We start from the raw sequence: 24,756 nt of genomic DNA on the forward strand, positions 1-24,756 counted from the left end.
CGCCAACAACCCACGCCACATTGAACGCGACCGATTTCCCCGGCGTCACCGCCGCTCTCGACGACCTCCACCGCGATCTCGCCAAAGTCCTTTCAGGCGGAAGTGGCAGTGGCGCGGGCGTCTCGCCCGCCGACGTGGCACGGGCATCCTTGCCCGTGAGCGTTGCCTCTCCGCGTGGCGCGGGCGTCTCGCCCGCAACCGAAACCGTAGGGGCGTCGCTTGCGACGCCCGCGAATGCAGGACGAAGTATCAAACGACATGCGGCGGGCTTCGCAAGCGAAGCCCCTACCTGTGACGCCCCCCCTCCCCCCTTCACCCTTCGCGTCACTCTCGACCCCGCGCTCCCGTCCGAAACCTTTCGCATCCGGATAACCGATACTCCCGCCGCCTCCCCCGCGCCGGTTCCCGTCGCCATCTCCGGCGCGGACGAACTCGGCGCGATCTACGGCATCTACGAATTTTCGCACCGCTTCCTCGGCGTCGATCCCCTCTGGTTCTGGAAGGACATCGAACCCGCCCCGCTCACCCCTGCCGACCTCCGCGCTCGTCTCGCCGCCTCGCCGCCGACGATCCTCTCCGCTCCGCCCGCCTTCCGCTACCGGGGCTGGTTCATCAACGACGAGGACCTGCTCTCCACGTGGGAAGAAATGACGAATGACGAATTACGAATGCCGAATGACAACCTCGTCGCATCCGGCACCACCTCCGACCATGCGTCATGCGTCATGCGTCATTCGTCATTGGCGAAGCGCTCGCGCCAACGCTTCCGCGACTGGCCCCGGCGCACCGAATTTGAAGGACGTTCCCTCGACGACGAAGAGGCCAACTACGAAACCCGCCTCCTCCAATACTACACCCCCGTCGCCGCGCCCGAAGTCATGGAGAGGGTCTTCGAAGCGCTCCTCCGCCTGCGCGGCAATCTCGTCATCCCCTCCTCTTTCAACGACATCACCAACCCGCCCGAAGCCGCCCTCGTCCGTGCCGCCATCCGCCGCGGACTCCACGTCTCGCAACACCACGTCGAACCCCTCGGCGTCTCCCATTTCGCCTACGAGACCTGGTGCGCCAAAAACAACCACCGCGGCGCCCCCTTCTCCTACCGCGAGGCTCCCGACGTGATGCGCGCCTGCTGGCGCGATCATGCCCGCCGCTGGCGCGACATCGCCGGAGACCGTGTCATCTGGCAGATCGGCCTGCGCGGACGCGGCGACCGCCCCCTCTGGAGCCACGATCCCGCCGCCCGCACCCACGCCGGAGAGTTCATTGCCGCCGCCCTCGCCGACCAACTCGCCATCATCCGCGAGACCGACTCCCGCCCCGCGCCCCCCGTCACCCTCACCCTCTGGCTCGAAGGCGCCGAACTTGTATCTAACGGACAACTACAGATACCGCCGGGCGTCACCTGCGTCTTTGCCGACCACCACCTCACGCAGGAGCTTCAGGACGATTTCACCGGGCTGCCCCGCGACCCGCAAAGCCCCTGCGGCGTTTATTACCACGCCGCCGTCTGGCCCTTCGGCCCGCACCTCGTGCAAGGCCCGCCCCCCGCCAAAATCGCCCGCATCGTCCGCCAGCTTATCGAGCGTGGCGATACCCGCTACGCCATCCTCAACGTCTCCAATATCCGCGAGCACGTCATGGCCGCGCAGTGTTTCATGGAACAGGTGGGAGGATTTTCGATTTTCGATTGGGGCGCTACCGCGCCAGCAGGTTCTTCAATCGTACCGGACGAAAACAACAGTCTGCCAAACCAAAAATCGACAATCGGGAATCCAAAATCGAAAATCCCTCTCACCGAGGCCTCCTTCCTCGCCCGCTGGTCTCCGCCCGGGTTCGCGCCCCTTCACGCAAAACTCCTGGCCGCCATTCCGGAAATCTCGCCCGGTTTCCGCCTCTACGACGGCGCCGCCCGCCGCTTCATTTACAACGAAGTCCATGCCCTCGCGACGGCAACCCCGCCGCGTCGCGACCTCCTCCCTCCCGGCCTCCTCGCGATTCTGGATACAGCCGCGCAAAACCTCGCCGCGCTCCTCGGCGAACTCCGCGCCCGCGCGCCGCAGATCGATCCGCGCCACGCCTCCTTCTTCCAGACCAACCTCGTCGCCCAAGCCACCCTTCTCCTCGGCCTCTACCGCACCCTCGCCGCGCTTCTCCGGCCGGCCGAGCCCGACTTCGCGGCGGCCGCCGCCGGACTCCGCTTCGCACTCGACGCCTTCCCCGTCGGCGAAACCGGCCGCTGGCGCGGCTGGTATCGCGGCGACACCAAAATGGCCCTCGCCCACCTTCTCAATCGTATCGAATCGTCAGCTACTTCCTCCCTCTCCGCCTGACCGGATGAAACCAGAACAACCCTCCAGGCCATCCCGTTTCGGGATGTTCAGATCAAAAGTCCCCGAAAAGGACCGCGTCCCGGTCGGGCAAAAACTCGCCTACGGACTCGGCGGGCAGCTCGAAGGCACCGCCGTCTGGGTGCCCAAGAACAACCTCACGCCCGTCTTCAACATCGGGCTCGGCCTCGATCCCCTGATCATCAGCTCGATACTCATGATCTGGCGCGTATGGGATGCCTTCACCGATCCGGTCATGGGCAACATCTCCGACAACGCCCGCACCCGCTGGGGCCGCCGCCGCCCCTTCATCGTCGCCGGCGCCATCCTTGCCGGGCTCACGCTGCCCATCATGTGGTGGATGCCTCGTGACATAAGCCAGTGGCAGATGGCGGCCTGGCTCCTCGTCTCCGGCCTCCTCTTCTATTCCTGCTTCACGCTCTGGTCCATGCCCTATTACAGCCTGCAACTGGAGATGAGCCCCGACTACGACGAACGCACCAACATCACCGCATGGCGTTCCGTCTCGCAGAAATTCATCGCCCTGGCCAGCGGGTGGATCCTCGCCCTCGCCACCCTGCCCGTTTTCGGCGTCCGCGCCGACGGCTCCCCCGACCTCGTCAACGGCATGCGCTGGATCAGCATCGGACTTGGCATCGCCACGATCGTCCTCGGCGTGCTCCCCGGCATCTTCGTCAAGGAGCGCTATTACGCGAAGGAAACCAGCAAACAGCCCCGGCAGCCCCTCCTCGCCGGAATGAAGCAGACGCTCTCCACCCGCCCCTTCCTCTGGCTTCTTGTCATCGTCATCACCAAAAACCTCGGTGTCATCCTCGTCAGTTCGCTCGGTTTTTACGTCAACGCCTACTACGTGTGCCGCGGCGACCTGGTATTGGCGGCAAAAATACAAGGAGCCAGCTCCACCGCCGTGTTCCTGCCCGCCATTCTGGCCGTGCCTTTCTGCACCTGGCTTTCCGCGCGCTTCGGCAAACGCATGCTCCTCTATATCATCGGTGCCGTCGGCATCGCCGGTTACCTCTCGGTCTATCTTTTCTACACGCCCGAGCATCCCTGGTTGCAGATTGTCTCCTCGCTGCTCATCGGGCCGCTTGCCACCGGACTCTGGCTTGTCGCGCCTTCCATGCAGGCCGATATTGTCGACTACGACGAACTCGCCACCGGTCAACGCCGCGAAGGCAGCTTCGCCTCGGTGTTTTCCTGGTGCCTGAAGGCATCCGGCGCCCTTACCACCGGACTCAGCGGCGTCGTCCTCGTCTGGACCGGATACCATGCCTCCCACGGAGCCAACCAGCCCGCCCACGTCGCCGAAAATCTCCGCACCTTCTACATCTGGATCCCCGTGGTTTTCATCGCGTTGAGCCTTTTTGCCGTCAACCGCTACGAACTCACCAAGAGCCGCATGCACGAAATCCGCGCCCGGCTGGAAGCCAGGCGGGGAGCATTGTAAACACAGGCCCGGTGCATCAAAAAAGTGCCAATTGCATCAATCCGCGCCAAAGACAGGCGCGACGGGATTTGTTTTAATCAGGACCAGCGCCATACTCGCCCTTCATCATGTCCGTCACCTCCGCCATCGCCGCCCCTCCTGCTCCTCTCCCCCATCCCGTCCCGGATCGCTGGAGCCTGCACAGCTATTATACCCTCTGCCCGTACGCGCCCGACGGCTCCGACCGCCTGCTCGTTTCCGGAGCCGACCTTGCCACCCGCACCGGCGAGATCATCGTCTTCGGCCCTGCCGGGGCCGACGGCCGTCGCGCCATCGAAACCCGTTTCCCCGCCGGCCCCGTCAGCGATGCGTACTGGCATACCGGTTACTGGCAGACGTGGTCGCCCGATGCCCGCGCCGTTTATTTCCAGGGCGGCAACCTTGCCGCTCCGCGCATCCGCCGCCACGACCTCGCCACCGGCGTCACCGCCGAAATCGCGGGCGACATGGAAGGCGCTCCCCCCGACGGCGAGCCCATCCTCTCCGGCCTCCTCGGCATGCTCTACGCTGCCGGCTATGGCGATGGTCGTTACAAACCCGACGCCGCTCCCGTTCCCTTCCAGGCCCGCGACCGGCACGGGCTTTTTGAATACCGTTTTCCCGACTCTGAACTCCAAACCCTGAACTCCAGACCGGGCGAAGCCCGCCTTCGCCTCAGCATCAACGACGTCCTCCAAAAGCTCCCCGCCGCCACCCGCGACCGCATCCGCGCCACCGACCGCGAACTGGCCGCCACGCTCGGCGCCGGCGACGCCGCCACGCTCATGCTCTACTGCGTCCGCTGGACGCGCGACGCCCGCCGTTTCCTCTTCTTTTTCGGCAACCACTGCGTCGTGAAGGAGCGCGGCGAACCCAAGCTCACGTACATTCTCACCGCCGACCGTTCGCTCGACGAAATCCACGTCGCGCTCGATTTCAGCTACGAACGCCGCGGCGTCCACTGGAGCTGGCAGCCCGATGGCGACCACCTTATCGGTTACGGCCCCGATCCACAAAATCCCGGTCGCCAGTGCCTCGCCGAAGTCCGTTACGACGGCACCGGCTACCGCAAGCTCAGCAACCATGCCAGCGGCGGGCACCCGAGCGTCAGCCCGCTCGATCCCGACCTCATCGTCACCGACGAAGGCACCGCGACCGGCGGCGCCGTTCTCTTCATCTCGAAACGCACCGGCCGGACGATCCGCCGCGTCGACCTGCCCAAATTCATCGGCGACCGCGAGCCGCCCGGCCGCAATCCGCTGCGCATCTGCCACCACCCCGTCTTCAATCACCGGGGTGACAAGGTGCTCGTCAACACCCTGCCGGGCAAGAACGCCGTCCTGGCCGAGTTTTGCTTATGATTTCCTCCGGCTACGTGCTGTCTGTTTTCCGAAAATTGAACCACAGAGACGCAGAGGCACAAAGAACCGAGCCACAGAGAAACATGCCTCTGCTGATGGAATCTTTGTGGATTTGCTCTCTGTGTCTTCGTGCCTCTGTGGTTAACCTTCTTCGGTTTGGGCGCAGCCAATCCCTGACACCCATGGTGCATGGAATCTGATACTGTGCCGATCCGGATTTTCTGCCTGCATCGTTCCCTCCGTTCCCCATCAATCCCCACTCCGCATTTCCCATGAGTTTCTGGACCCTTATCGACGGCGGTGAAAGCATGCCGGCCAACCGTACCTGGCGTCAGCGCCTCGCCCTCCGCTTCGGCCGTTTTCTGGCCACGCGCCACGCCCACGTCCACATCGACCCGACGGCCCGGATCAGCCCCGATGCGCGCATCCATCCGCGCGCCGGCGAACTCCGCATCGGCGCGCGCTGCACTGTCGGTCCTGGCGTCATCCTGCAAGGCAACGTCACCCTTGGCGACGACTCCTCGATCCAGGCCGGCAGCATCATCATCGGTTACGGCAACCGCGAAGACCGCGCCGGCCAGATCACCATCGGCAACAAGGTCCGCATCGCGCCTTTCGTGCAGATGATCGCCGGCAACCACAATTTCGACGACATCACCCGCCCCATCCATGACCAGGGCCTGACGCCCGCCCCGATCACCGTCGAGGACGATTGCTGGATCGCCGGACGCACCGTGCTCACGGCCGGCGTCACCGTCCACACCGGTGCCGTCGTCGCCGCCGGTGCGGTCGTCACGAAGGACGTCCCGGCCCGCGCCATCGTCGGCGGCGTCCCGGCCAAGGTCATCCGCCTGCGCGGCCCGGCGGCGTAGTGAAAAAATCGCCCAGGTTCGCCGACTTCTGTAACAATTCCCCGTTTTTTCCTCTTACATGGATGACGCCCGGGTGACATCTCTCACCTGCGGCGCTTTCCATCCATGGCCACACCTTCCGCCTCATCCCTCTCCAACTCCGGTTCCGCCCGAAGCTGCCCCCAGTGCGGCCGCCCTGTTCCGCCCGGTGCCGCGCTCGGCCTTTGCCCCGCCTGCCTTCTGGCCGCCGGCCTGCCGACGCAACCTCACGACCCCGCCCCGCCTCCGCTCGCGCCGGCCGACATCGCCGCGGAGTTTCCGCAACTCGACATCCTCGCCCTGCTCGGCCGCGGCGGCATGGGCGCGGTCTACAAGGCCCGCCAGCGCGACCTCGACCGCATCGTGGCGCTGAAGATTCTTCGCCCCGGACTCGATGCCGATCCGACTTTCGCCGACCGCTTCCGCCACGAGGCCCGCGCACTCGCCCAGCTCAACCACCCCGGCATCGTCACGCTTTACGAAACCGGCCGCACGTCCGGCGGCCTGTATTTCATCCTCATGGAGTTCGTGGACGGGCTCACGCTCCGCCAGCTTCTCGACACCCGCGCCGGTCCCCTGCCCGCCCGCGAGGCGCTGGAAATCGTCCCGCAAATCTGCGACGCTCTCCAGTACGCGCACGACCGCGGCGTCGTTCACCGCGATATCAAGCCGGAAAACATTCTCCTCGACCGGCAAGGCCGCGTGAAAGTCGCCGACTTCGGCCTCGCCCGCATCGCCGGCCCCCGTGGCGCGGGCGTCCCGCCCGCAATGTGGCATGGGCATCCTGCCCGATTGGCAGAAAAAGTGGCACGGGCTTCCAGCCCGTGTTCTGCGGGCGTCCCGCCCGCTTCACCCTCACCGGACTCCGGTCTGCCCACCCGTCCCGGCAAGATCATGGGCACCCCCGCCTACATGGCTCCCGAGCAAACCGCCGCCTCCGGCGAGGTCGACCACCGCGCCGACATCTATGCGCTCGGCGTCGTCTTCTACCAGATGCTCACCGGCGAGCTTCCGCCGTCCGCGCAACCGCTCACGCCGCCCTCGAAAAAAGTCCACATCGATGTCCGCCTCGACGAGATTGTCCTCCGCGCCCTCCAACAAAACCCTGCCCGCCGCTACGCACAGGCCACTGAACTGAAAACGCAGGTGGAAACCGTCACACGGACCTCCGTCACGCCTCCCTCCGGCGACTCCGGTTCCGGCCTCCGCCAGACGACCCCTTCCCCGCGCCTGCCTCGCCATCCGCTCGTCGGCCCCATGGCCACGATCCTTGCTGCCACGCTCGTTTTCCTTGTCGCTCTCCTCCTGGCGAACCACTGGCTGCCGGATCGGGTCGCCTCCCATTTCAATGGTGCCGGGCGCGCCGACGGCTGGATGCGACGCGATACGTTCCTGCTCACGCTCGAACTCGCCGGCCTGGGTGTCTCGTTCGGAATCGGCGCGCTCTTTTTTGCGCTCAACCATTTCCCTGCCCGCTTCATCAATCTGCCCAATCGCGGCTACTGGCTGGCACCGGAGCGCCGCGTCGCGACCATGACGTTGATCCTCCGTCGCGGTCTGTGGCTCGTTCCCTGCATGCTCGTTTTTTTCACCGCGCTGACGGTCCTCACCGTGTTCGCAAACCGCCTTTCGCCGCCACGCCTGCCTGCGTCATGGATCGTCGGCCTCATTATCGGCGACCTGCTTCTCCTCGGAACGGCGCTCTTTGCATTTGTCACGCCCTTCGTCGGGAAAAACCCGCGCCCCCTTCCCGACTCCGTATCCATGCCTCACCGGCCTTTCCCGCAAACATTGACGCTCCTCCTTGTTCTCACCGGCCTGCTCCTGCCGCTATTTACCGGGCTGCAACTCGCCCGGGAAAAACCACCGATTACCATTCCCGGGGCTGACCATCCGGCCACGCCCTCCACGCCGACAAACGTTGCCGCTACCGATCCCGGCCGCTTGCGTTTTCTCCGCGAAGCCAGTCCGGCAACCTTCGCCGGTATTTCCTCCGAACTTCGTCAGGCTGCCTCCGGACTCGTTCCCGATTCGGCTATCCAGGTATCCGATGAACAATTTCAGATAACATCCGATACGGTACGGCTCACCCTTGTTCGCACTACCCGGCCGGCCGATGAAACGTCTGCCCTTCCGCAGGTCACACGTGGCGAGCACTCCTTCACCTTCATCAATGCCGGTTTCGATTCCGTCGCCGGAGAAGGCGTCCGCGTCGAGCTTGTCTGCACCGCCTCCCCGCCCGCCTCCGATCCGTTGCTGGAAACGCTTATGCAGACATCGCTCGCGTGGCTCCACGTCGGCCAAGAAACCCTTGTCGACCGCAGGGGCGAATCCTTGCGTGTGAACACCGAGGTTTTCCTTGATGGCAGCGCGCTCGATTCCGTGGAAATCCAGCCTTCGCCCTACCCCGAACAGGGCAAACACCAGATCCTGTTCCGGCTCACCACGGAGGGCGTGTTCCGGCTCGACCAGTTATTCCAGTCCGCCAGAAAACGCCGCATCGCCATCGTACTCGATCAACGGGTGCTCGGCTCTCCGACGGTGATGGCCGACAGCGCCCCCTCGGCCGTGTCACTCATCGCCGACCTCTCCGATGAAGAGGCCGCCCTGCTCGCCGGGCTGCCTCGGGCAACATCCTCTTCCGGGCGACAGAACCCGCCGGAGCATCAGCCCGTCTCCACTGCTGTTGAACGTGCTCGCGTCTGGTTACAACTGATCGACGCCGGACCGGAACACTACGCACAGAGCTGGCGCGACGCCTCCTCCGGTTTCCGCACCGCCGTGGGTGAGACCGAGTGGGTGTTCACCCTCAAGGCCGGGCGCCCTTCGCTTGGCAGCGTCGTCTCGCGCCGGCTCATTTCCTCGCAGGAAACCCATACCCTGCCCGGCGCGCCCGACGGGCATTACGTCGTCATGCGGTTCTCCACCGATTTTTCCCGTCAAAAAGCCGCGATTGAAACCGTCACCTTCACGGAAGAATCCGACGGCGTCTGGCGGGCCACCGGATACTACATCCACTGAACCACCCGACTCACGCCAATCCCAAGCCAAAATGAAAATGCACATCACCAAAACACTGATCGCCACTCTGATCCTTCTCGCCGCCCTCCCCTCCGGGAAAGCTTTTGCCCAAGAGCAACAGCCATCCCCCGCTCCCGTGCGCGATGACGCCAGCGATCCGGTCGTCGAAAAGGCCCTTGCCTGGCTGGGCGACATCGACAGCGGCCGCTACGCGCAAAGCTGGCGCAACACCTCCGCAGGTTTTCAAAATGCCGTGACTGAGACCGACTGGGAAAAGGCCCTCAAATCTGTCCGCGCCCCGCTCGGCACGCTCGCCAAACGCCAGTTGCAGCACTGCCAGCAAACTTCCACGCTGCCCGGCGCTCCCAAGGGTGACTACGTCGTCATGCAATTTGCCACCGAATTCTCCCGCAAAAAATCCGCCGTCGAAACCGTCACCTTCAGCCGCGAGTCCGACGGTGCGTGGCGGGCCTCCGGCTATTTCATCAAGTGACATCAAGTGAGCGCCTCCTTCGCCACCACCCGCTGGACACTCGTTCTCGCCGCCGGAGCCGGAGGCGCCGCCGCCTCGTCCTCCGGTAACGACGAGGCGGATACGACCGCCCGCCGTGCGCTCTCCGAACTCTGCCGCGCGTACTGGTCGCCGCTCTACGCGCATGCGCGCCGGCGCGGGCTGTCACCCGTCGACGCCGAAGACGCCGTGCAGGGGTTTTTCGCCCGGCTCCTCCGGCTCGACTCAATCGCCGCCGTGCGCCGCGAACGCGGACGCTTCCGCTCTTTCCTGCTCGGCTCCTTCAACCACTACCTCGCCGACGCGCGCGATCGCGCGCACGCCCAAAGGCGCGACGCCCGCCTGCTCGTCTCGCTCGACACCGCCTCCGCCGAAAACGCTTTCGCCGCCGCGTCCTCCTCCGACCTGTCTCCCGACCGGGCCTTCGACCGCGCCTGGGCGCTCGCCTTGCTCGATACCGTCGTCACCCGCCTGCGTGACGAACACGCCGCCGCCGGCCGCCTCGCGCTCTTCGAAACACTCGCCCCCTTCCTCACCGCCCGGGGCGAAGCGGCTCCGTTCGCTGAAATCGCCGCCCGTCTCGGCACCAGCGAAGCCGCCGCCCGCGTCGCCGCGCACCGCCTGCGCCAGCGTTACCGCCAGCTCCTGCGCGATGAAATCGCCCAGACCGTCGCCCGTCCGGAAGATGCCGACGACGAACTCCGTTATCTGCTCGCCGCGCTCACCGGCGCCTGATCGGCGTTCTCCCCGCCATAAAGAACCTCGGGGCAAGCCCCGAGGCATTGGAGCGGCGGGCGTCCTCGCCGCCGCTCCGACAAGCCGAAGCAAGCTTCGGGATATCAGACCCAAGAGAATGAATCAGCCGGCACGCGGAGCGCTGATCACGTTGTCGCCATCCTCCGGACGCAGCCGCCGGTAGGTCAGCGACGAGAGAATCGTCAGCGCGCCGAGCACGACAAACGCGTGCCGGATCGCCGAAACCATCTCCGCCGGTCCGGAGCCGGCGTGCGCTCCCGCCGAGAGGAACATCGCCACGGCCAGCGAGCCCGTCGCCACGCCAAAGCTCATCGCCAGTTGCTGGCCCACGCTGGCCATGCTGCTGCCCATGCTCGTCTCCGCAGCATCGAGATCGGCAAACGTCAGCGTGTTCAGGCTCGTGTACTGCGCCGACATCAGGAAACCGAAAATGTAGGCGTGCACCAGAATCAGCCACATCGGAGTGTCCGCGCCGATGGTCGCGAAGAGCGCCATCGTCACGCCGATCAGGCAGGTGTTGACGAGCAACGCCCGCCGGTAGCCGATGCGGTCGAGCAGGCGTGGCGCGACGAACTTCATCGTCATCGCCGCCAGCGGTTGCGGCATGATGAGCAGGGCCGCCTGCACCGGCGACCGCCCGAAACCCACCTGGTAAAACAGCGGCAGCAGAAACGGCATGCCGCCGATGCCCAGCCGCGAGACGAATCCGCCCAGCACCGCCGTCGAAAACGTCCGTTTGCGAAACAGCGACACCCGCAGCAGCGGATGCGGCCGCCCCAAGGCGTGCCGCGCGTAGGCGAGCAGCAACCCCGCCGCGACGGTCACCATCGCCAGCACCCCCGGCAGCGCCATGCTGTGCTCGCCAAAAACCTCGAGCGCGTGCGAGAGCAGCGCCACGCCGCCGCCGAAAAGCAAAAAGCCGGCAAAATCGAGCGGCACCCGCGAGACGCCGCGGTAATCCGGCATGTAGCGACTGACGCAATACAGGCCGATCACGCCGACCGGCACATTCACGAAAAAAATCACCCGCCAGTGCAGGTAGTCCACGATCGCACCGCCCGCCAGCGGACCGATCAGCGGGCCGATCAGCCCCGGGATCACCACAAAACTCATCGCCCGCATGATCTCCGTCTTCGGAAAGGTGCGCACGATGGCGATGCGGCCCACCGGCATCATCATGGCTCCGCCAATTCCTTGCAGGATGCGCGCCGCCACCAGCATGTGCAGGTTCGTGGACAGTCCGCACAGCAGCGAGCCGAGCGTGAAGATGCCGATCGCGGAGCCGAAGACCCGCCGCGTGCCGAACCGGTCGGCCATCCAGCCGCTGAGCGGGATGAACAGCGCCAGGCTGAGCGTGTAGCTGGTGAGCGCGGATTTCAGGCTGAGCGGCGCGACCCCGAGCGCCGCCGCCACGGTGGGCGCCGCCGTGTTGAGAATCGTCATATCGAGCGATTCCATGAAAAACGACACCGCCACCAGCCAGGGCAGGATGCGTTTCAGGGTGTCGGACGGCACGGGCCCGGCCGACGGCGTTTCCGGCCGGGCGGCGGCATCCTGATGAAAAGAAGTGGCAATGGCGGGGCCGGAGCGGTTCGAGGAGTCGACTGGCACAGCGTCGGCGCCTTCCGGTTGCGACCGGTCAGGAGAGCTTACCAGCCCGGTATCATCGAAGCGGCCGGCCGCCTGATCCGAGCGTGACATGCGGCCACAACCATTCACCGCGCTCTCCGGTCTGCAAGCGGATACCGGTGTTTCCCGGAGCGGGCACGATGCCGACTCGTCGTGAAGAATGCCGGATTGGCAGAAAAAGTGGCACGGGCATCGTATCCGTTGAGCAACGGAGCGGCGGCATTCTTGCCGCTGCAGACGACGCAACGCGTCGCCGGTCCGGACGGTGAGGCACCGGGCGAGGCGCTGACGCGCCTCGTCACGGCGGGATTGGCAGAAAAATGCCGCCGCTCCCTCGGCGGGCGGGACGCCCGCGCCACGCACCTTCCCCGCAAAAAACCCCGCGACGAAGCTGCGGGGTCGGGAGGGGAGATCGGGCGCGGCGGGCCGGGAGACGCTCAGAACGTCGGGGAGAGCACCACGCTGGAACCGGGAGCCACGACGTAATCCTCGCCCGTGGACCATGTCAGGTCATTGATGAGGAACTTGCAGACGACGGGCTTGTTCGTTTCGCCAACGGTCACCAGCCAGCGCTCGGAGGACACGCACGCGAGCGGGATGCCTTTCTCCCAGCTCAGGCCCGGACCTTCTCCGCGCAGATAGAGGGTGTTGCCAAAACCCACATCCACCGCCGCCGTGATTTCGGTGAGCACGGGACGCGGCGCGGTGCTCTTGACCGCCGGCACCAGCGTCGGCACGACCGGCTTGCGGACCGGCACGCTTTTTTTGGCCGGAGTCGCGGGCTTTTTTGCCGCCGGCTTCGGGGCGGCCGCTGGCGTCTTCACCGGTTTGGCGGCAGTTGCAGTTACCTTTTTTTCAGCAGTCGAAGCGGACTTGGTCGATTTTGTTGTCTTTTTCATGACGTAGGCAGTTGAGGGTTGATTCTGTATCGGATCTCCGACGACGGAGATGAAGAATGCCACCAATGGTGACGCGGACAACAGCAATCTCGGTGCCATTGTGCAGCCCGGCTAACGAAAACCTTCGGGCTCAACTCAAAGCAGGGGTCAGGGCGGCGCGGAAGTGGCACGGGCTTCCAGCCCGTGTTCCGCTCCGGACAGAGGCGGCGCTGCGCGCCGTCCACGGCCAAGATGGCCGTGCTACATTCAGGAGAATCACTTTCCCGCGGTGTCGAGCGCCGCAGCGTACACGCGGACCGCGGCGGCGATGGAATCGGCGATGTCCTGCCGGTAGGCGTCGGTGGCGATTTTGCGGGCCTCCGCCGCGTTCGACAGATAACCCGCCTCGATCAGCACCGCCGGGCAGGGCGCCTCGCGGAGCACGGCAAACCGGGCGCGCTTCAGTCCGCGGTCCACACTGCCCAGCCTCGCCATCAGATGGCGCTGGATCTGGTAACCGAGCAGGGCATTCCACTCGTCATGCGCATTGCCAGGATGGATTTTCGCATCGGCGGGGGTGCGCTGGTCGGCGCCGGTGGAGCGCTGGTTGCCGGGCGTCAGGATAAAGGTCTCCGTGCCCTTGACGGCCGAGGGGCCGGCCACGGCATTGAAGTGGATGCTGATAAAAAGATCCGCTCCGGCCTTCGCCGCCATCTCGCTGCGGGCTCCGAGATCGATGAAGCGGTCGTCGTTGCGCGTCATGAGCACGCGCCAGGGTCCGCCGGAGAGTTTGGCCTGGAGCAGGCGGGCGACGACGAGCGTGAAGTTCTTTTCGTCGTACCCGAGCGCCTTGTTCTGCGTGCCCGTGTCCTTGCCGCCGTGGCCGGCGTCGATCACGATGGTCCGCAGCGGGCGGGTCACTTTCAGGCCGGCCGGACGCAGGATCGGGGCGAAGAGTTTTTCGGTGTCGGGCTCCGAGACGTAGAGCGTGCCCTGGCGCACGAGAGCGGCGTCGCCGAGGTAGGCCTTGACGCCGTTGATGAGCACGTCGCGCTTGTCGTGCTCGATCTCGATCCGCGACCACCGGCTGGAAAACACGAGGCGGGTGCCGGGCGCCGACCACTCGCCGGCCAGCCCGTAACGGGAAAAAAACGGCCGGGCGTCGATATACCGGATGCCGTTCACGAGGAACGCATCCGGCGTCGTGGCCGCGGGGGAGCCGGGCCGGGGCGGCTGCGCCCGGAGCGCGGGCGCGGCAAGCGGCGCCATGCCGGCGAGAGTCGCGAACACGAAGGCCGCACCGGCCGCGATGCGGAAGATGCGGGACGGGCGGCGGCAGCGCCGCCCGGCAGACACGCCAGGATCGGCCACCGTGGTCAGCCCTGGGTTTGCGGCGAGGGAGCGGCTTCGTCCTGCTCGTCGGCGTCGTCCTTGTCGGGAGTCTCCCGGCCGGTGTCGTCGATTGCCTCCTCGTTTTCGGCGAGCGCGTACTTGCGCTTCCGTTTGCCGGGAGGATTGGGCGTGAGCATGACGTTGATCTGCTTGCCCATGAGGCGGGGCTGGGAATCGGGATGGCCCATGCCGGTGAGCTCCTCGATGGCGCGTTTCATCACCTCGAAACCGATCTCCTGCCGGGCCATCTCGCGGCCGCGGAACTTGAGGCGGAGTTTCACCTTGTTGCCGTGGTCGAGAAATTCCTCGGCGTGGCGCACTTTGGTGAGGAAATCGCCCTTTTCGATGCGGGCGGTGAACTCGATTTCCTTGATGCGCGAAGCCGTGGATTTGACGTGGCTGGTCTTCTTCGACTCCTCGTAAACGTACTTGCCAAAATCCATGATCCGGCAGACGGGCGGAGTGGCGTTGGCGGCCATCTCCACGAGGTCGAGGTTGAATTGCTGCGCGAGGGCCAGCGCCCGCTCGGTCGCCATGATGCCGAGCTGCTTGCCTTCGGGGGATATGACCCGGATTTCAGGAACCCGGATACGCTGGTTGCGCCGGATGTGCGCGAAAGGGTCGTTGTTACGACGCTGGTATTGACCGGGACGCCGGCCGCCTCCTTGGGGGAACGATATAGCCATTCAGTATTTTATGTTCTGCGAGAAATATTCCGGAGGTTTTTCACGCAGATAAGTGGCGGGATCAACAACGAAGTGGCAAAAGGTGACAAACCGGGGGAAAACCCCGATGCGATTTGTCCGGGATCATCCGAATAAACCTGAAGACCGCAGCAGAGGGAACCGCTAAAGGACGCTAACGGACGCTAAACAAAGACATGGTCAGGCAGGATGACCCGACGATGTCTTCACCCGCAGGAGAATGTTCCGGTCTCCTGATTTCTTCATCCATCTGTTCCCCTTTAGCGACCTTTAGCGTCCTTTAGCGGTTTCAACTTCTGAATCAGGGAAAAAACAGCCGTGAAGGGACGCGAGGGCGGTTACACGCTGAAACTCTCGCCACAGGAGCAACTGGCCTTGGCGTTGGGATTGGCGAACTTGAAGCCGCCGGCGATCAGTTTGCTCGAATAATCGATCACGGTGCCTTTCAGGTAGAGGGCGGTTTTGGGGTCCACAATCACCGGAATGCCCGCCGTGCGCACGAGGATGTCGCCCTTGCGGGGGGCGGCGGCGAAGCGGAGCTTGTAGCTGAGGCCGTTGCAACCGCCCCCGCTGATCGCCACCCGCAGGTATTCCCCCTGCTGCTCGCGGGCGACGAGCGCGCGCACCTTCGCGCCGGCGGGCCCGGTGAGGGAGACGAGGTTTTCGTTGCCCTCGCGCACGCCCTCGGGAAGCGGCGCGTCGGTGAGAGCGGCGGCGGCGGTGGCGGTGCTGGCGGTCGGTGGTGTTTCGGTGGTCGGTGACATGGTCGGTCGGCAGGCAGGTCGGATCGGCGGCGCTTCGGGAGGACCGGGACAGGTTGTCACAACCGGGACCTCCCGCGCAACGCAGGACACAGTTTTCCCCCTTTCAGCTTTTTCGCAACAACCGGCGGGCCACAGTGACGGCATTGGCAAAACTGGTGATCGATGCCTTCCCCTGCCCCGCGATGCCGAACGCCGTGCCGTGGTCCGGGCTGGTGCGCACGTGCGGGAGGCCGAGCGTGATGTTCACCGATTCGTCGAAATCGATGACCTTGAGGGGCGCCAGGCCCTGGTCGTGGTAAAGGGCGACAATCACATCGAATTCGCCGCGCAGTTGCCGCCCGAAAAGCGTGTCGCCCGGTTCGCAGCGCGAGAGGCCGGGAAACTCCGGGCGCAGCGTGTCGAGGATCGGGTCGATCACGTCGCGCTCCTCCGTGCCGAGCAACCCGCCCTCGCCGGCGTGCGGGTTGAGGCCGCACACGCCGATGCGCGGCGGCGGCATGCCGGACGACGCGTGATCCGGCACGAAGACGCCGGCCAGCCGGGCCGCGGCGCGGACGGTGCGGGCGAGCTTTTCCGGGGAAAGCTCCGCGGCCACCGCGCGCAGCGGGATGTGCCAGGTGTGCAGCACCACCCGCAACCGGCCGCCGGCAAACGCCATCACCGGCTCGCCGCCCCAGCGGGCCGCGAAAAACTCCGTCTGCCCGGGATACGGGTAGCCGACGCGCGCCAGCCACGCCTTGCTGACCGGGCCGGTGACGACTCCCGAAAACGCGCCCGCCAGACAACCCGCCGCGGCGCGCTCCATGGCATCCCGGGCCACCCGCGCGCCGGCCTCGGCAGGCTGGCCGGGCGTCGCCGCGAAACCGGCTTCGCCGACGGCGACCTTCGCCGCCACATCGCCGGGCAACGTTTCCAGCCAGGAGGCCGGGCCGATCACGGCCACGCGGGCACGTTCGGCCGGATAGGTCTCCAGCCACCGTGCAATGATCTCGGGACCGACGCCGGCCGGGTCGCCGCAGGTCAGAGCGAGCGGGAGACCGGCAGCGACAGAAGCGGAAGCAGGAGAGGGAGCGGAAGACGAGGTGGTGGTGGCCATCGGTTGATGCGGGTGCGTTGTGGTATTCGTAAAAGTTACAGATTCGGAAAGCCGGACAGGTATCTGACCACGGATTACACGGATGGGAAGCTACCTGTTGTTCTTGAAAATCCCTGCCTTTATCCGGTTTTCCATCCGTGCAATCCGTGGTCAAATTCCGGCTCCGGGCATGCGAGGAGAGACGAAGCCGGTCCCTACAGCGCCGCCGTGGCCTCGATCATCTCGCGCGAGGGGCGGGCGATGCCGCGCTTGCCGAGGGTGAAAAACCGGATGAAGTGCCGCGCTTCCGGCGTGCGGGCGTCCTCGAGCAGCTTCGCCGCCACATCGCGGATGTTGCCGGGCGTATAGTAGATGGCGCGGAAAGCATCCTTCAGTTCACGCACGGCGGCGGCATCGACGCCGCGACGCCGCAGACCCACGAGGTTCAGGCCGATGATCTCGTTGCGCTCCGCCACCATGACGTTGGGCGGGATGTCGAGCGCGATGCGCGCGCCGCCGGCGACCATCGCGCCCTCCCCCACCCGGCCAAACTGGTGCAGCCCCGCGCCGCCGCCGATGAACACGTGCCCCTCCACATGCAGATGGCCCGCGAGCAAGGCGCCGTTGGCGAGGATCACATGGTCGCCGAGCACGCAATCGTGGGCCACATGCGCATCCGCCATCAGGTAACACTGCGAACCGATCACGGTCGCCCCGCCGGCATGCGTGGCGCGGTTGACGGTGACATGCTCGCGGATCGTAGTGCCCGACCCGATACGCACGCCGGATTCCGTCGCCGGGTCGAACTTGATGTCCTGCGGCTCCCCGCCGATGACCGCATAGGAATGCACCGTGACGCGGTCTCCCAGCACCGTGCCCCGGCGCAGGATGACACCCTCGCGGATGTGGCAGTTTTCACCGAGGACGACGCCGTCCTCTATTATGGCAGTCGGATGGATCATGAGCGGAGAACAAGATCCCTGACAACTTGTTGAAAAAGCGGAAAGGCTGAAAAACCGGAAGTCGGAATAAATGATATTACGCAGATGGCGTGGCACGGGCTTCCAGCCCGTGGGTTTGATGTGGCATGGGCATCCTGCCCATGATTGCCGGGGGAAGGAAAGGAGGGGGGACGTTTGCGGCGCGGAGCGCCGTCCACGGGCGATTGGTGGGAAAAGCCCGTGCCACGCCGGCCCGCGTAACATCCGTTTTTTCAGCTTTCCAGGCTTTCAGCCTTCCGGCTTTTTCCCTCCATGCATCCGTCCGACGATTATCTTGACCGTTTCGGCGCGCTCGGCCGGCTCTTCGGCCGCGAGGCGCTTGTCCGGCTGCGGGCCGCGCACGCCTGCGTCGTCGGCACCGGCGGTGTCGGTTCGTGGACCGCCGAGGCGCTCGCCCGCAGCGGCGTCGGCGCGATCACCCTCATCGACCTCGACGACGTGTGCATCACCAACGTCAACCGCCAGCTTCCCGCGCTCGACGGCCAGATCGGCCGGCCCAAGGTGGCCGCCCTCGCCGACCGCATCCGGCTCATCCATCCCGGCTGCCGCGTCACCGCCGTGACGGAATTTTTCACTGCCGCCAACGCCGATGCGTTGCTCTCCCCTCCTCCCCCGCCGGCGCCGGGATTTTCCGTCGTCGTGGACGCCATCGACAACGTCGGCAACAAGGCCCTGCTCGTCGCCGAATGCGTGCGCCGCGGCCTCCCCTGCGTGACAACCGGCGGCGCCGGCGGCAAACGCGATGCCACCCGCCTGCGCACCGGCGACCTCGGCCACACCGGCGGCGACGACCTGCTCAAACAAGTGCGCAAGAAACTGCGCCGCGAGCACGGTTTCCCGGCCGGCGAACGCGAGCGCTTCGGCGTGCGCTGCGTGTGGTCGGATGAAAAACCGGTTTTCCCCTGGGCCGACGGCACCTGCCACACCGACATGGAACCCGGCAGCCGCCTGCGCCTCGACTGCGCCAGCGGCTTCGGCACAGCGGTCTGGGTGACGGCCGCCTTCGGCCTCGTCGCCGCCCAGGAGGCGGTCGCCGCGATCGCCGGCGTCCCTCAATCAAACACCACCGTCTTGTTCCCGTAAGCGAGCACGCGGTGTTCGAGCTGGAGCCGCACGGCGCGCGCCAGGACCATCCGCTCGAGATCGCGTCCCATGCGGACCAGATCCTCGACGCCATGGCGATGGGTGACGCGCATGACGTCCTGGTGGATGATCGGCCCGTCATCGAGCACGGCGGTGGCATAATGCGCGGTGGCGCCGATGAGCTTCACCCCGCGCGCATGCGCCTGATGATAAGGTTTCCCTCCCGCAAACGCCGGCAGGAACGAGTGATGGATGTTGATCACCGGCTTGCCGAAATTCTGCAGGAAGGCCGCCGACAGCACCTGCATGTACCGCGCCATGATGACGAAATCCGCCCGCACTTCATGCAGCAGCGCCACCTGTTGCGCCTCGGCCGCGGCCTTCGTCACCGCCGTCACCGGGATGTGGTGATACGGGAGCCCGTAGCCGGCGGCCGCTCCGGCCAGGTCGGGATGATTCGAAACGATCGCCACCAGATCGCAGTGATATTCGCCCGCCTTCCAGCGCAACGCGATATCATGGAAACAGTGGTCAAATTTCGAGACGAACATCACCACGCGCGGACGCTGGTCACGCCGCGTCACCCGCACATTCATCCCGAGGTTGCGGGCAAACCCGGCAAACGCCTCCCGCTCGCCCTCCACGTCGGCCGCCGTCGTCGGCACCCATTCCACGCGCTGGAAAAACACGCCTGCCTCGCGATCCTGGTGCTGGTCGGCGTGCAGGATGTTGCCGCCTTTTTCGAAAATCCAGCCGGAGACGCGGGCGACGAGGCCGGGCTGGTCAGGACCATGCAGGAGAGCGACGAGGGAGGAAGGAAGATGACTCATGACAAACAGTTTTAATGAAATCCGAAAACCAAACCTCGGAGCCAAAGCCGAAACCGGGAAAGCTGAAAGCGGAAAAGCCGAAACCCGGCCCGACGTGGCACGGGCATCCCTGCCCGTGGACGGCGCTCCGCGCCGCAAACGTCCCCCCCTCCCCCCGGCAATCATGGGCACGGATGCCCATGCCACACCAAACCCGCGGGCTGGAAGCCCGTGCCACGCCGCCCTCCGCGTAACATCGGCTTTTTGTTGTTCTTCGCATCCTTCGCGTCCTTCGCGGTAAAATGGACCGGATCGGTTTTGGTGCAGCCAATCCAGGTCCCGGTGGTTAGTTCTTTCCGCGTTTCCGCTTTCCGTTTTCCCTTCCGCCATGCCCGACCGCCCGACCACTCACCTCCCCCCCTCTGCCGCGCCCTCCGCTTCCCCGTCGCTCTGCGGTCTGTGGATTGCCGAAGACGGCGTCGCACACCTTGCGGTCGCTCTTCCCGACGGTAAGCGCGAAGAACGCACCGATACCCTCCGCCCCTTTGCCTGGCTCACCGCCTCCACCACCGAATCGCCCGATCTCGCCACCGGGCGCGTCACCAACGCTCTCCACATCGAACCCCTCGCCGGCGACGCCGTTTTCAACCGCCTCGTCCACGCCGACACCCTCCCCGCGTTCGACGCCTTCGTCAAAACCGCCCGCGCCGCGTCCGGCGTCGGCATTGGCGTCGATGTCATCCGGCCGGCCGAGAGCCAGTACCTGCTCCAGCACCGCCAGCGCCTTTTTCGCGATATCAGTTTCAGTCAGGTCCGCCGTTGTCAGCTCGACATCGAAACCGCCTCGCATGACGGCGATTTTTCCGACGCCTCCAAACCCGGCGACCGCGTCCTCGCCATCGGCCTGCGCTTCAACTTCCCGTCCGCCGCGGTCCCCCCCTTCCCCCCTCTCGCCCACTCCCCCGCTTCCCCCCACTCCCGCACCCGCCTTCTCGTCCTCGAAGCGATGACCGATGCCGCGGAAAAAAAACTCCTCGAGGAGCTCAACACCGTCCTCGCCGCCGAGGACCCCGACTTCATCGAGGGGCACAACCTCTTCAAGTTCGACCTCGACTACCTGCGCCGCCGCGCGCGCCGCCACAAGGTGCCGTGCGCCTGGGGACGTTTCGGCCAGCCCGCCACCTTTCGCAACAGCCGCCTCAAGGTCGCCGAACGCTGGATCGATTTTCCCCGCTGCGACCTGCCCGGCCGCACCGTCGTCGACACCTACCTCCTCATCCAGCTCTACGACATCACCACGCGCGAACTCACCTCGTACGGCCTGAAAGACGTCGCCGTCTATTTCGGCATCACCGACGAAAACTCCGACCGCACCTACATCGAAGGCGCGCACATCCAGGATGCGTTTCACCAGGACCGCGAACGCTTCCTCGCCTACCTCGCCGACGACCTCCGCGAGACGCAGGGCATCGCCGACCTGCTCCTCCCCACGTATTTCGAGCAGATCAGGACATTTCCCATCCTCCCGCAGGAAGCGATCCTGCGCGGCATCACCAACAAGATCGACCTGCTCTTTCTCGAAGACTACTACCACGCCCGCCAGTCCGTCCCCGCTCCGCCCGAAATCCGCGCCTTCGAAGGCGGCTACACGCGCAGCTTCCAGGAAGGCGTCTTCCGGCACGTCCTCCACTTCGACGTGGCCTCGCTTTACCCGAGCCTCCTGCTCTCCATCGGACGCAACCCGCGCAACGACACGCTCGGCGTATTCATTCCCCTGTTACGCAGCCTCCGCGAATACCGGCTGCGCTACAAACAGCTCGCCCGCTCCGCCCCCACCGCCGACGAGCGCGCCGAGGCGCAGGCTCGGCAGACGAGCTTCAAGATCCTCATCAATTCCTTCTACGGCTACCTCGGTTTTTCCGGCGCGCGCTTCGGCGACGGCGAGCTGGCCGCGGAAGTCACGCGACGCGGCCGTGAACTCCTCCAGACGCTCATCGACGCCTTCGCCGCCGAAGGCTGCACCATCCTCGAAGCCGACACCGACGGCATCTACCTCTCCGCGCCCGATTACCATGACCGCCCCGAAGCGCTCCTCGAAAAGATCACCCCCGTCCTCCCGCCCGGCATCGAGCTCGAGTACGACGGCCGTTACGAGGCGATGTTTTGCTACAAGTCCAAAAACTACGCGCTCTATGACGGCGAAACCAAAAAGATCATCCTGCGCGGCAGCGCGCTCCGTTCGCGCGGCACCGAACCCTGCCTGCGCCGCCTCGGCACCATGCTGATCCACTTCCTGCTCGGCGCCTCCGCCGACTCCCCGCTCGACGAGATTGCCCGGCTGCGCGAAACCATCGGCCGCCGCGAACACCCCGTCGCCGACCTCGCCAAATCGGAGGTGCTCGGCCAGAACCCCGATGCCTACGAACTGTGGATCAACAACGGCGGCAAACCCCGCCGTCCCGCCGCCGAGGCCGCGCTGCAACTCACCCCGCGCCCGCGCATGGGCGAACGCATCGCCTACTACATCGTACCCCGCACACCCGGCCAGACGGCCGACTGGCAACGCGCCCGTCCTGTCGCACTCTACGACGCCGAAACCGCCCCCTACGACGCGAGCTATTATCTCGAAAAGATCGACGACTGGCTCGAACGCTACGGCCCCTTCCTCGGCGTCCCTCCCGCCGGCGGCGTCCAGGGCGAGCTGTTCTGATGACAGAAGTGGCGCGGGCGTCCCGCCCGCTTCCGGAGTGGCATGGGCATCCTGCCCATGAAGTGACACGGGCTTCCAGCCCGTGTTTTGCGGGCGGGACGCCCGCGCCACTCCGGAATCGTTCTCGTTCTCTTTCTCGTTCTCTTTCTCCGGTCCGGGTTCGTTCTCCTTCTCTTTCTCCTGATCGTTCTCCTGATCGATCGTTCTCCTGCTCCGGCACTCGCACGGCGCTCGCACGACGCGCCGCAGCACAAGAAAGAGTAAGAGAAAGAGAATGAGAACGAGTGGGAGCGGGCGGGACGCCCGCGCCACTTTTTTCCCCCTCCAGCCACTCCGGCGCATCGCCATGCCACCGCTCATCTCGCGGGCAAACTTTCCCCCTCCACCCACCGCCCCTCGATCATGGTTGCCGCGGCCGTTTCCGGAATCCCGCGCTTCCCCTGCCGTAGTTGCTCGATCACGACACGCACGCCCGCCGCGCCGATCTCGACATGGTTCTGGTCCACGCCTGCGCAGTTCTCGTAACCCGGCGCCGGCACGCGGTCGATCGTCACCACGCCCACCTCTTGCGGCACGGAAAATCCCAGACGCGTCAGATTCCACGGCAACAGCCACCCCAGAATCACCTCCGGCCGACATCGTGCGATCCACCGCTCCAGCGCCTCGCCGCCGTCGCCACGCGCCAGCGTCCCCTCGGTCCGGAAAACCGGAACGGCCTTCATCTCCCGCGTGTGCTTCACGAAGCCTTCGTACGCATAACACACTCGATGTCCCGTGATCGCATCGACCGATGGCGGACACACCAGCCCCACCCGCCGGAACCCGTTCGCATGCAATCGCCGCAATGCCAGCAACGCGCACGCGAAGTGATCCGCCTGGGCAAAATGGATGTCCGGCGCCCTGAGTCGCGTCCCCACGCTCGCACAGGCGAACCGCGACAGGTCAAACGCCAGCCCCGGCGCCCGTCCCCCCTCCGCCGCCTGCCGGTAGTATTGATTAACCACTACACCCTCGATGCCTCGCGCCCGGAAGATGCCGGCCAGCCGCTCCGGCGACACGCCTGGTTCGTTGAGCCAGAACCGCTCCAGCCGATACCCCGCTTCCTCCGCCTGCGCCTTCGCCCCCTTCCACATCAACTGGAACACGGGATTGCCCGCAAACGGATCGCGATCCGGCGTCACGTTGAGCCACGCCAGCACCGATTCGATGCGGCGACCCGGCCGCCGCCGCATCTGCGCCATCCCGGCGGCGAGCACCGGATCGACCTGATACCCGCGAGCCTTGGCCAGCGCGCGCACCGCCTCGCGCACCTCCGCGCTCACTCGCCCCGACCCGCGCAACGCATGGCTCACCGTCATCGGCGAGACACCGGCTTCGGTGGCGAGGGAGCGGAGAGTGATGCGGGTCGCAGTCATGGGTTGATCAAAAACCGGACGATATACTGTAAACCATCAGATTGTTTTACTTCGAGTCAAGGATACGAAAAGTTGCCGACGTTTTCGGGGAGCCCGTGTTCCTGACAGGTCATTCGCGATAGCCGGCCACGACCAATCCCCCCCCTCTCCACCAAAATCAATCCAACCTCATTCCTCTATCCCGTTATGAAATTTTTCATCCCCTCCCTGCATACGAAATCTGCGACTGGCCGGGCAGGTTTTACCCTGATCGAACTGCTGACGGTCATCGCCATCATCGGCATCCTCGCCGCCATCATTATCCCGACGGTCAGCAAGGTCCGGGAAAGTGCCCGGGCGGCCCAGTGCAAAAGCAACCTGCGCCAGATCGGTATCGGCCTGGTCAGCTATATTTCTGCCTCGAGAACAGGCGTGCTTCCCGGAATGGTCGGCGACGACTCGCGCAGCCTCTTTCAGGGCACCACCCCCATGAATATTATCGGGGTCATTATCGACAGCGGCCACCTGCCGCCTCCGCCCAGGCTGGTGCTCTCGGGCTATCCCGGGGACGTGAACATCGCGGAACGTGGCGCCTACGCGTGCCCGGGGCTTCTTCCGCTCCGGAAATACATCGGCGGCGGCGACCAGTCCACCTACATGACCGACGACCGGAGCAACCGCATGAAGAAGGACGGCGCCAATCTCGTCCCCTATAACGAGAGTGCAAAGCCCATCCTCATCACCGACGTGACGCCCTCCATGCGGGCTCAGGTCGCATGCAGCCATCCCGATGCGCACAAGGGTCGCCCCAACATCCTTTTCCTCGACGGGCACGTGGAAATCATGCCTCCGGAAAAGGTGGCGACAGGCGAAGGATGGGCGCCCAACTGGTGGAAATGGGATGTCCTCGACAAGGATTACACGAAGACTCCCTGATCCGTTTCTCTCCCGTCTCACCCGTTCAT

General features: G+C 65.5%; 21 protein-coding genes. 12 read left to right on the forward strand and 9 right to left on the reverse strand.

The window, feature by feature from the left end:
- The first annotated feature begins 20 nt into the window (after positions 1-20).
- The 7 genes from OPIT5_27910 to OPIT5_27940 all read left to right on the forward strand — a co-directional run bounded on the left by OPIT5_27910 (position 21) and on the right by OPIT5_27940 (position 10,331).
- Positions 21-2,330: a hypothetical protein gene (locus tag OPIT5_27910; GenBank protein AHF93455.1), complete on the forward strand. Its 2,310-nt coding sequence runs from the start codon at positions 21-23 to the stop codon at positions 2,328-2,330.
- Positions 2,331-2,373: 43 nt separating this feature from the next.
- Entirely contained in the window at positions 2,374-3,795 is a 1,422-nt protein-coding gene (locus OPIT5_27915; GenBank protein ID AHF93456.1) for a sodium:melibiose symporter, read from the forward strand.
- Between the two features lie 107 nt (positions 3,796-3,902).
- A complete protein-coding gene (locus OPIT5_27920; protein AHF93457.1) occupies positions 3,903-5,174 on the forward strand; it encodes a hypothetical protein in 1,272 nt (423 codons plus the stop codon).
- Positions 5,175-5,446: 272 nt separating this feature from the next.
- The gene (locus tag OPIT5_27925; GenBank protein ID AHF93458.1) at positions 5,447-6,046 is read left to right on the forward strand and encodes an acetyltransferase; all 600 of its coding nucleotides are present in this window, start codon (positions 5,447-5,449) and stop codon (positions 6,044-6,046) included.
- Between the two features lie 105 nt (positions 6,047-6,151).
- Entirely contained in the window at positions 6,152-9,085 is a 2,934-nt protein-coding gene (locus OPIT5_27930) for a serine/threonine protein kinase (protein ID AHF93459.1), read from the forward strand.
- A 31-nt stretch (positions 9,086-9,116) separates the two neighbouring features.
- Positions 9,117-9,578, forward strand: coding sequence for a hypothetical protein (locus OPIT5_27935; GenBank protein AHF93460.1), 462 nt, complete (start codon positions 9,117-9,119; stop codon positions 9,576-9,578).
- A 6-nt stretch (positions 9,579-9,584) separates the two neighbouring features.
- Positions 9,585-10,331 carry an RNA polymerase sigma-70 factor gene (locus tag OPIT5_27940; GenBank protein ID AHF93461.1) on the forward strand — a complete coding sequence of 249 codons (747 nt, stop codon included), beginning with the start codon at positions 9,585-9,587 and terminating at the stop codon, positions 10,329-10,331.
- A 123-nt stretch (positions 10,332-10,454) separates the two neighbouring features.
- Here OPIT5_27940 and OPIT5_27945 read toward each other — a convergent pair whose 3' ends face one another.
- A complete protein-coding gene (locus OPIT5_27945; protein AHF93462.1) occupies positions 10,455-11,831 on the reverse strand; it encodes an EmrB/QacA subfamily drug resistance transporter in 1,377 nt (458 codons plus the stop codon).
- Positions 11,832-12,418: 587 nt separating this feature from the next.
- Positions 12,419-12,706, reverse strand: coding sequence for a hypothetical protein (locus OPIT5_27950; GenBank protein ID AHF93463.1), 288 nt, complete (start codon positions 12,704-12,706; stop codon positions 12,419-12,421).
- Here OPIT5_27950 and OPIT5_27955 point away from each other — a divergent pair.
- Positions 12,693-12,887, forward strand: coding sequence for a hypothetical protein (locus OPIT5_27955; GenBank protein AHF94835.1), 195 nt, complete (start codon positions 12,693-12,695; stop codon positions 12,885-12,887). The genes OPIT5_27950 and OPIT5_27955 overlap by 14 nt on opposite strands.
- Before the next feature lie 248 nt (positions 12,888-13,135).
- On the opposite strand, the gene OPIT5_27960 is transcribed toward OPIT5_27955, so the two are convergent.
- The 5 genes from OPIT5_27960 to OPIT5_27980 form a co-directional block, all read right to left on the reverse strand.
- On the reverse strand, positions 13,136-14,230 hold the full coding sequence (locus tag OPIT5_27960; GenBank protein ID AHF93464.1) for a cell wall hydrolase: 1,095 nt from the start codon (positions 14,228-14,230) through the stop codon (positions 13,136-13,138).
- Between the two features lie 5 nt (positions 14,231-14,235).
- On the reverse strand, positions 14,236-14,937 hold the full coding sequence (locus tag OPIT5_27965) for a translation initiation factor IF-3 (GenBank protein AHF93465.1): 702 nt from the start codon (positions 14,935-14,937) through the stop codon (positions 14,236-14,238).
- A gap of 356 nt (positions 14,938-15,293) precedes the next feature.
- A complete protein-coding gene (locus tag OPIT5_27970; protein AHF93466.1) occupies positions 15,294-15,719 on the reverse strand; it encodes an iron-sulfur binding protein in 426 nt (141 codons plus the stop codon).
- 103 nt (positions 15,720-15,822) lie between these two features.
- Entirely contained in the window at positions 15,823-16,815 is a 993-nt protein-coding gene (locus OPIT5_27975; protein AHF93467.1) for a 4-hydroxythreonine-4-phosphate dehydrogenase, read from the reverse strand.
- A 194-nt stretch (positions 16,816-17,009) separates the two neighbouring features.
- Positions 17,010-17,756 (reverse strand): acyl-ACP--UDP-N-acetylglucosamine O-acyltransferase, encoded by a 747-nt coding sequence (locus tag OPIT5_27980; protein AHF93468.1) that lies wholly within the window; start codon positions 17,754-17,756, stop codon positions 17,010-17,012.
- Positions 17,757-18,047: 291 nt separating this feature from the next.
- Here OPIT5_27980 and OPIT5_27985 point away from each other — a divergent pair, with 291 nt between their 5' ends.
- On the forward strand, positions 18,048-18,878 hold the full coding sequence (locus OPIT5_27985) for a ThiF domain-containing protein (protein ID AHF93469.1): 831 nt from the start codon (positions 18,048-18,050) through the stop codon (positions 18,876-18,878).
- On the opposite strand, the gene OPIT5_27990 is transcribed toward OPIT5_27985, so the two are convergent.
- Entirely contained in the window at positions 18,848-19,708 is an 861-nt protein-coding gene (locus tag OPIT5_27990; protein AHF93470.1) for a formyltetrahydrofolate deformylase, read from the reverse strand. The genes OPIT5_27985 and OPIT5_27990 overlap by 31 nt on opposite strands.
- A 367-nt stretch (positions 19,709-20,075) precedes the next feature.
- Between OPIT5_27990 and OPIT5_27995 the strand changes: the two genes are divergently transcribed.
- Positions 20,076-22,397, forward strand: coding sequence for a DNA polymerase (locus OPIT5_27995; protein AHF93471.1), 2,322 nt, complete (start codon positions 20,076-20,078; stop codon positions 22,395-22,397).
- Between the two features lie 87 nt (positions 22,398-22,484).
- Entirely contained in the window at positions 22,485-22,661 is a 177-nt protein-coding gene (locus OPIT5_28000) for a hypothetical protein (protein ID AHF94836.1), read from the forward strand.
- 92 nt (positions 22,662-22,753) lie between these two features.
- Here OPIT5_28000 and OPIT5_28005 read toward each other — a convergent pair whose 3' ends face one another.
- Positions 22,754-23,812, reverse strand: coding sequence for a LacI family transcriptional regulator (locus OPIT5_28005; GenBank protein AHF93472.1), 1,059 nt, complete (start codon positions 23,810-23,812; stop codon positions 22,754-22,756).
- 186 nt (positions 23,813-23,998) lie between these two features.
- Here OPIT5_28005 and OPIT5_28010 point away from each other — a divergent pair, with 186 nt between their 5' ends.
- A complete protein-coding gene (locus OPIT5_28010; protein AHF93473.1) occupies positions 23,999-24,727 on the forward strand; it encodes an N-terminal cleavage protein in 729 nt (242 codons plus the stop codon).
- Positions 24,728-24,756 lie beyond the last annotated feature (29 nt).

This window comes from Opitutaceae bacterium TAV5 (genome assembly GCA_000242935.3).
GTDB lineage: Bacteria > Verrucomicrobiota > Verrucomicrobiia > Opitutales > Opitutaceae > Geminisphaera.

Bases quoted from the DNA above. Each gene is read 5' to 3' on its own strand.
- OPIT5_27915 (AHF93456.1), top strand. From the start codon at position 2,374: ATGTTCAGATCAAAAGTCCCCGAAAAGGACCGCGTCCCGGTCGGGCAA.
- OPIT5_27920 (AHF93457.1), top strand. From the start codon at position 3,903: ATGTCCGTCACCTCCGCCATCGCCGCCCCTCCTGCTCCTCTCCCCCAT.
- OPIT5_27925 (AHF93458.1), top strand. From the start codon at position 5,447: ATGAGTTTCTGGACCCTTATCGACGGCGGTGAAAGCATGCCGGCCAAC.
- OPIT5_27930 (AHF93459.1), top strand. From the start codon at position 6,152: ATGGCCACACCTTCCGCCTCATCCCTCTCCAACTCCGGTTCCGCCCGA.
- OPIT5_27935 (AHF93460.1), top strand. From the start codon at position 9,117: ATGAAAATGCACATCACCAAAACACTGATCGCCACTCTGATCCTTCTC.
- OPIT5_27965 (AHF93465.1), bottom strand. From the start codon at position 14,937: ATGGCTATATCGTTCCCCCAAGGAGGCGGCCGGCGTCCCGGTCAATAC.
- OPIT5_27970 (AHF93466.1), bottom strand. From the start codon at position 15,719: ATGTCACCGACCACCGAAACACCACCGACCGCCAGCACCGCCACCGCC.
- OPIT5_27975 (AHF93467.1), bottom strand. From the start codon at position 16,815: ATGGCCACCACCACCTCGTCTTCCGCTCCCTCTCCTGCTTCCGCTTCT.
- OPIT5_27980 (AHF93468.1), bottom strand. From the start codon at position 17,756: ATGATCCATCCGACTGCCATAATAGAGGACGGCGTCGTCCTCGGTGAA.
- OPIT5_27985 (AHF93469.1), top strand. From the start codon at position 18,048: ATGCATCCGTCCGACGATTATCTTGACCGTTTCGGCGCGCTCGGCCGG.
- OPIT5_27990 (AHF93470.1), bottom strand. From the start codon at position 19,708: ATGAGTCATCTTCCTTCCTCCCTCGTCGCTCTCCTGCATGGTCCTGAC.
- OPIT5_27995 (AHF93471.1), top strand. From the start codon at position 20,076: ATGCCCGACCGCCCGACCACTCACCTCCCCCCCTCTGCCGCGCCCTCC.
- OPIT5_28005 (AHF93472.1), bottom strand. From the start codon at position 23,812: ATGACTGCGACCCGCATCACTCTCCGCTCCCTCGCCACCGAAGCCGGT.
- OPIT5_28010 (AHF93473.1), top strand. From the start codon at position 23,999: ATGAAATTTTTCATCCCCTCCCTGCATACGAAATCTGCGACTGGCCGG.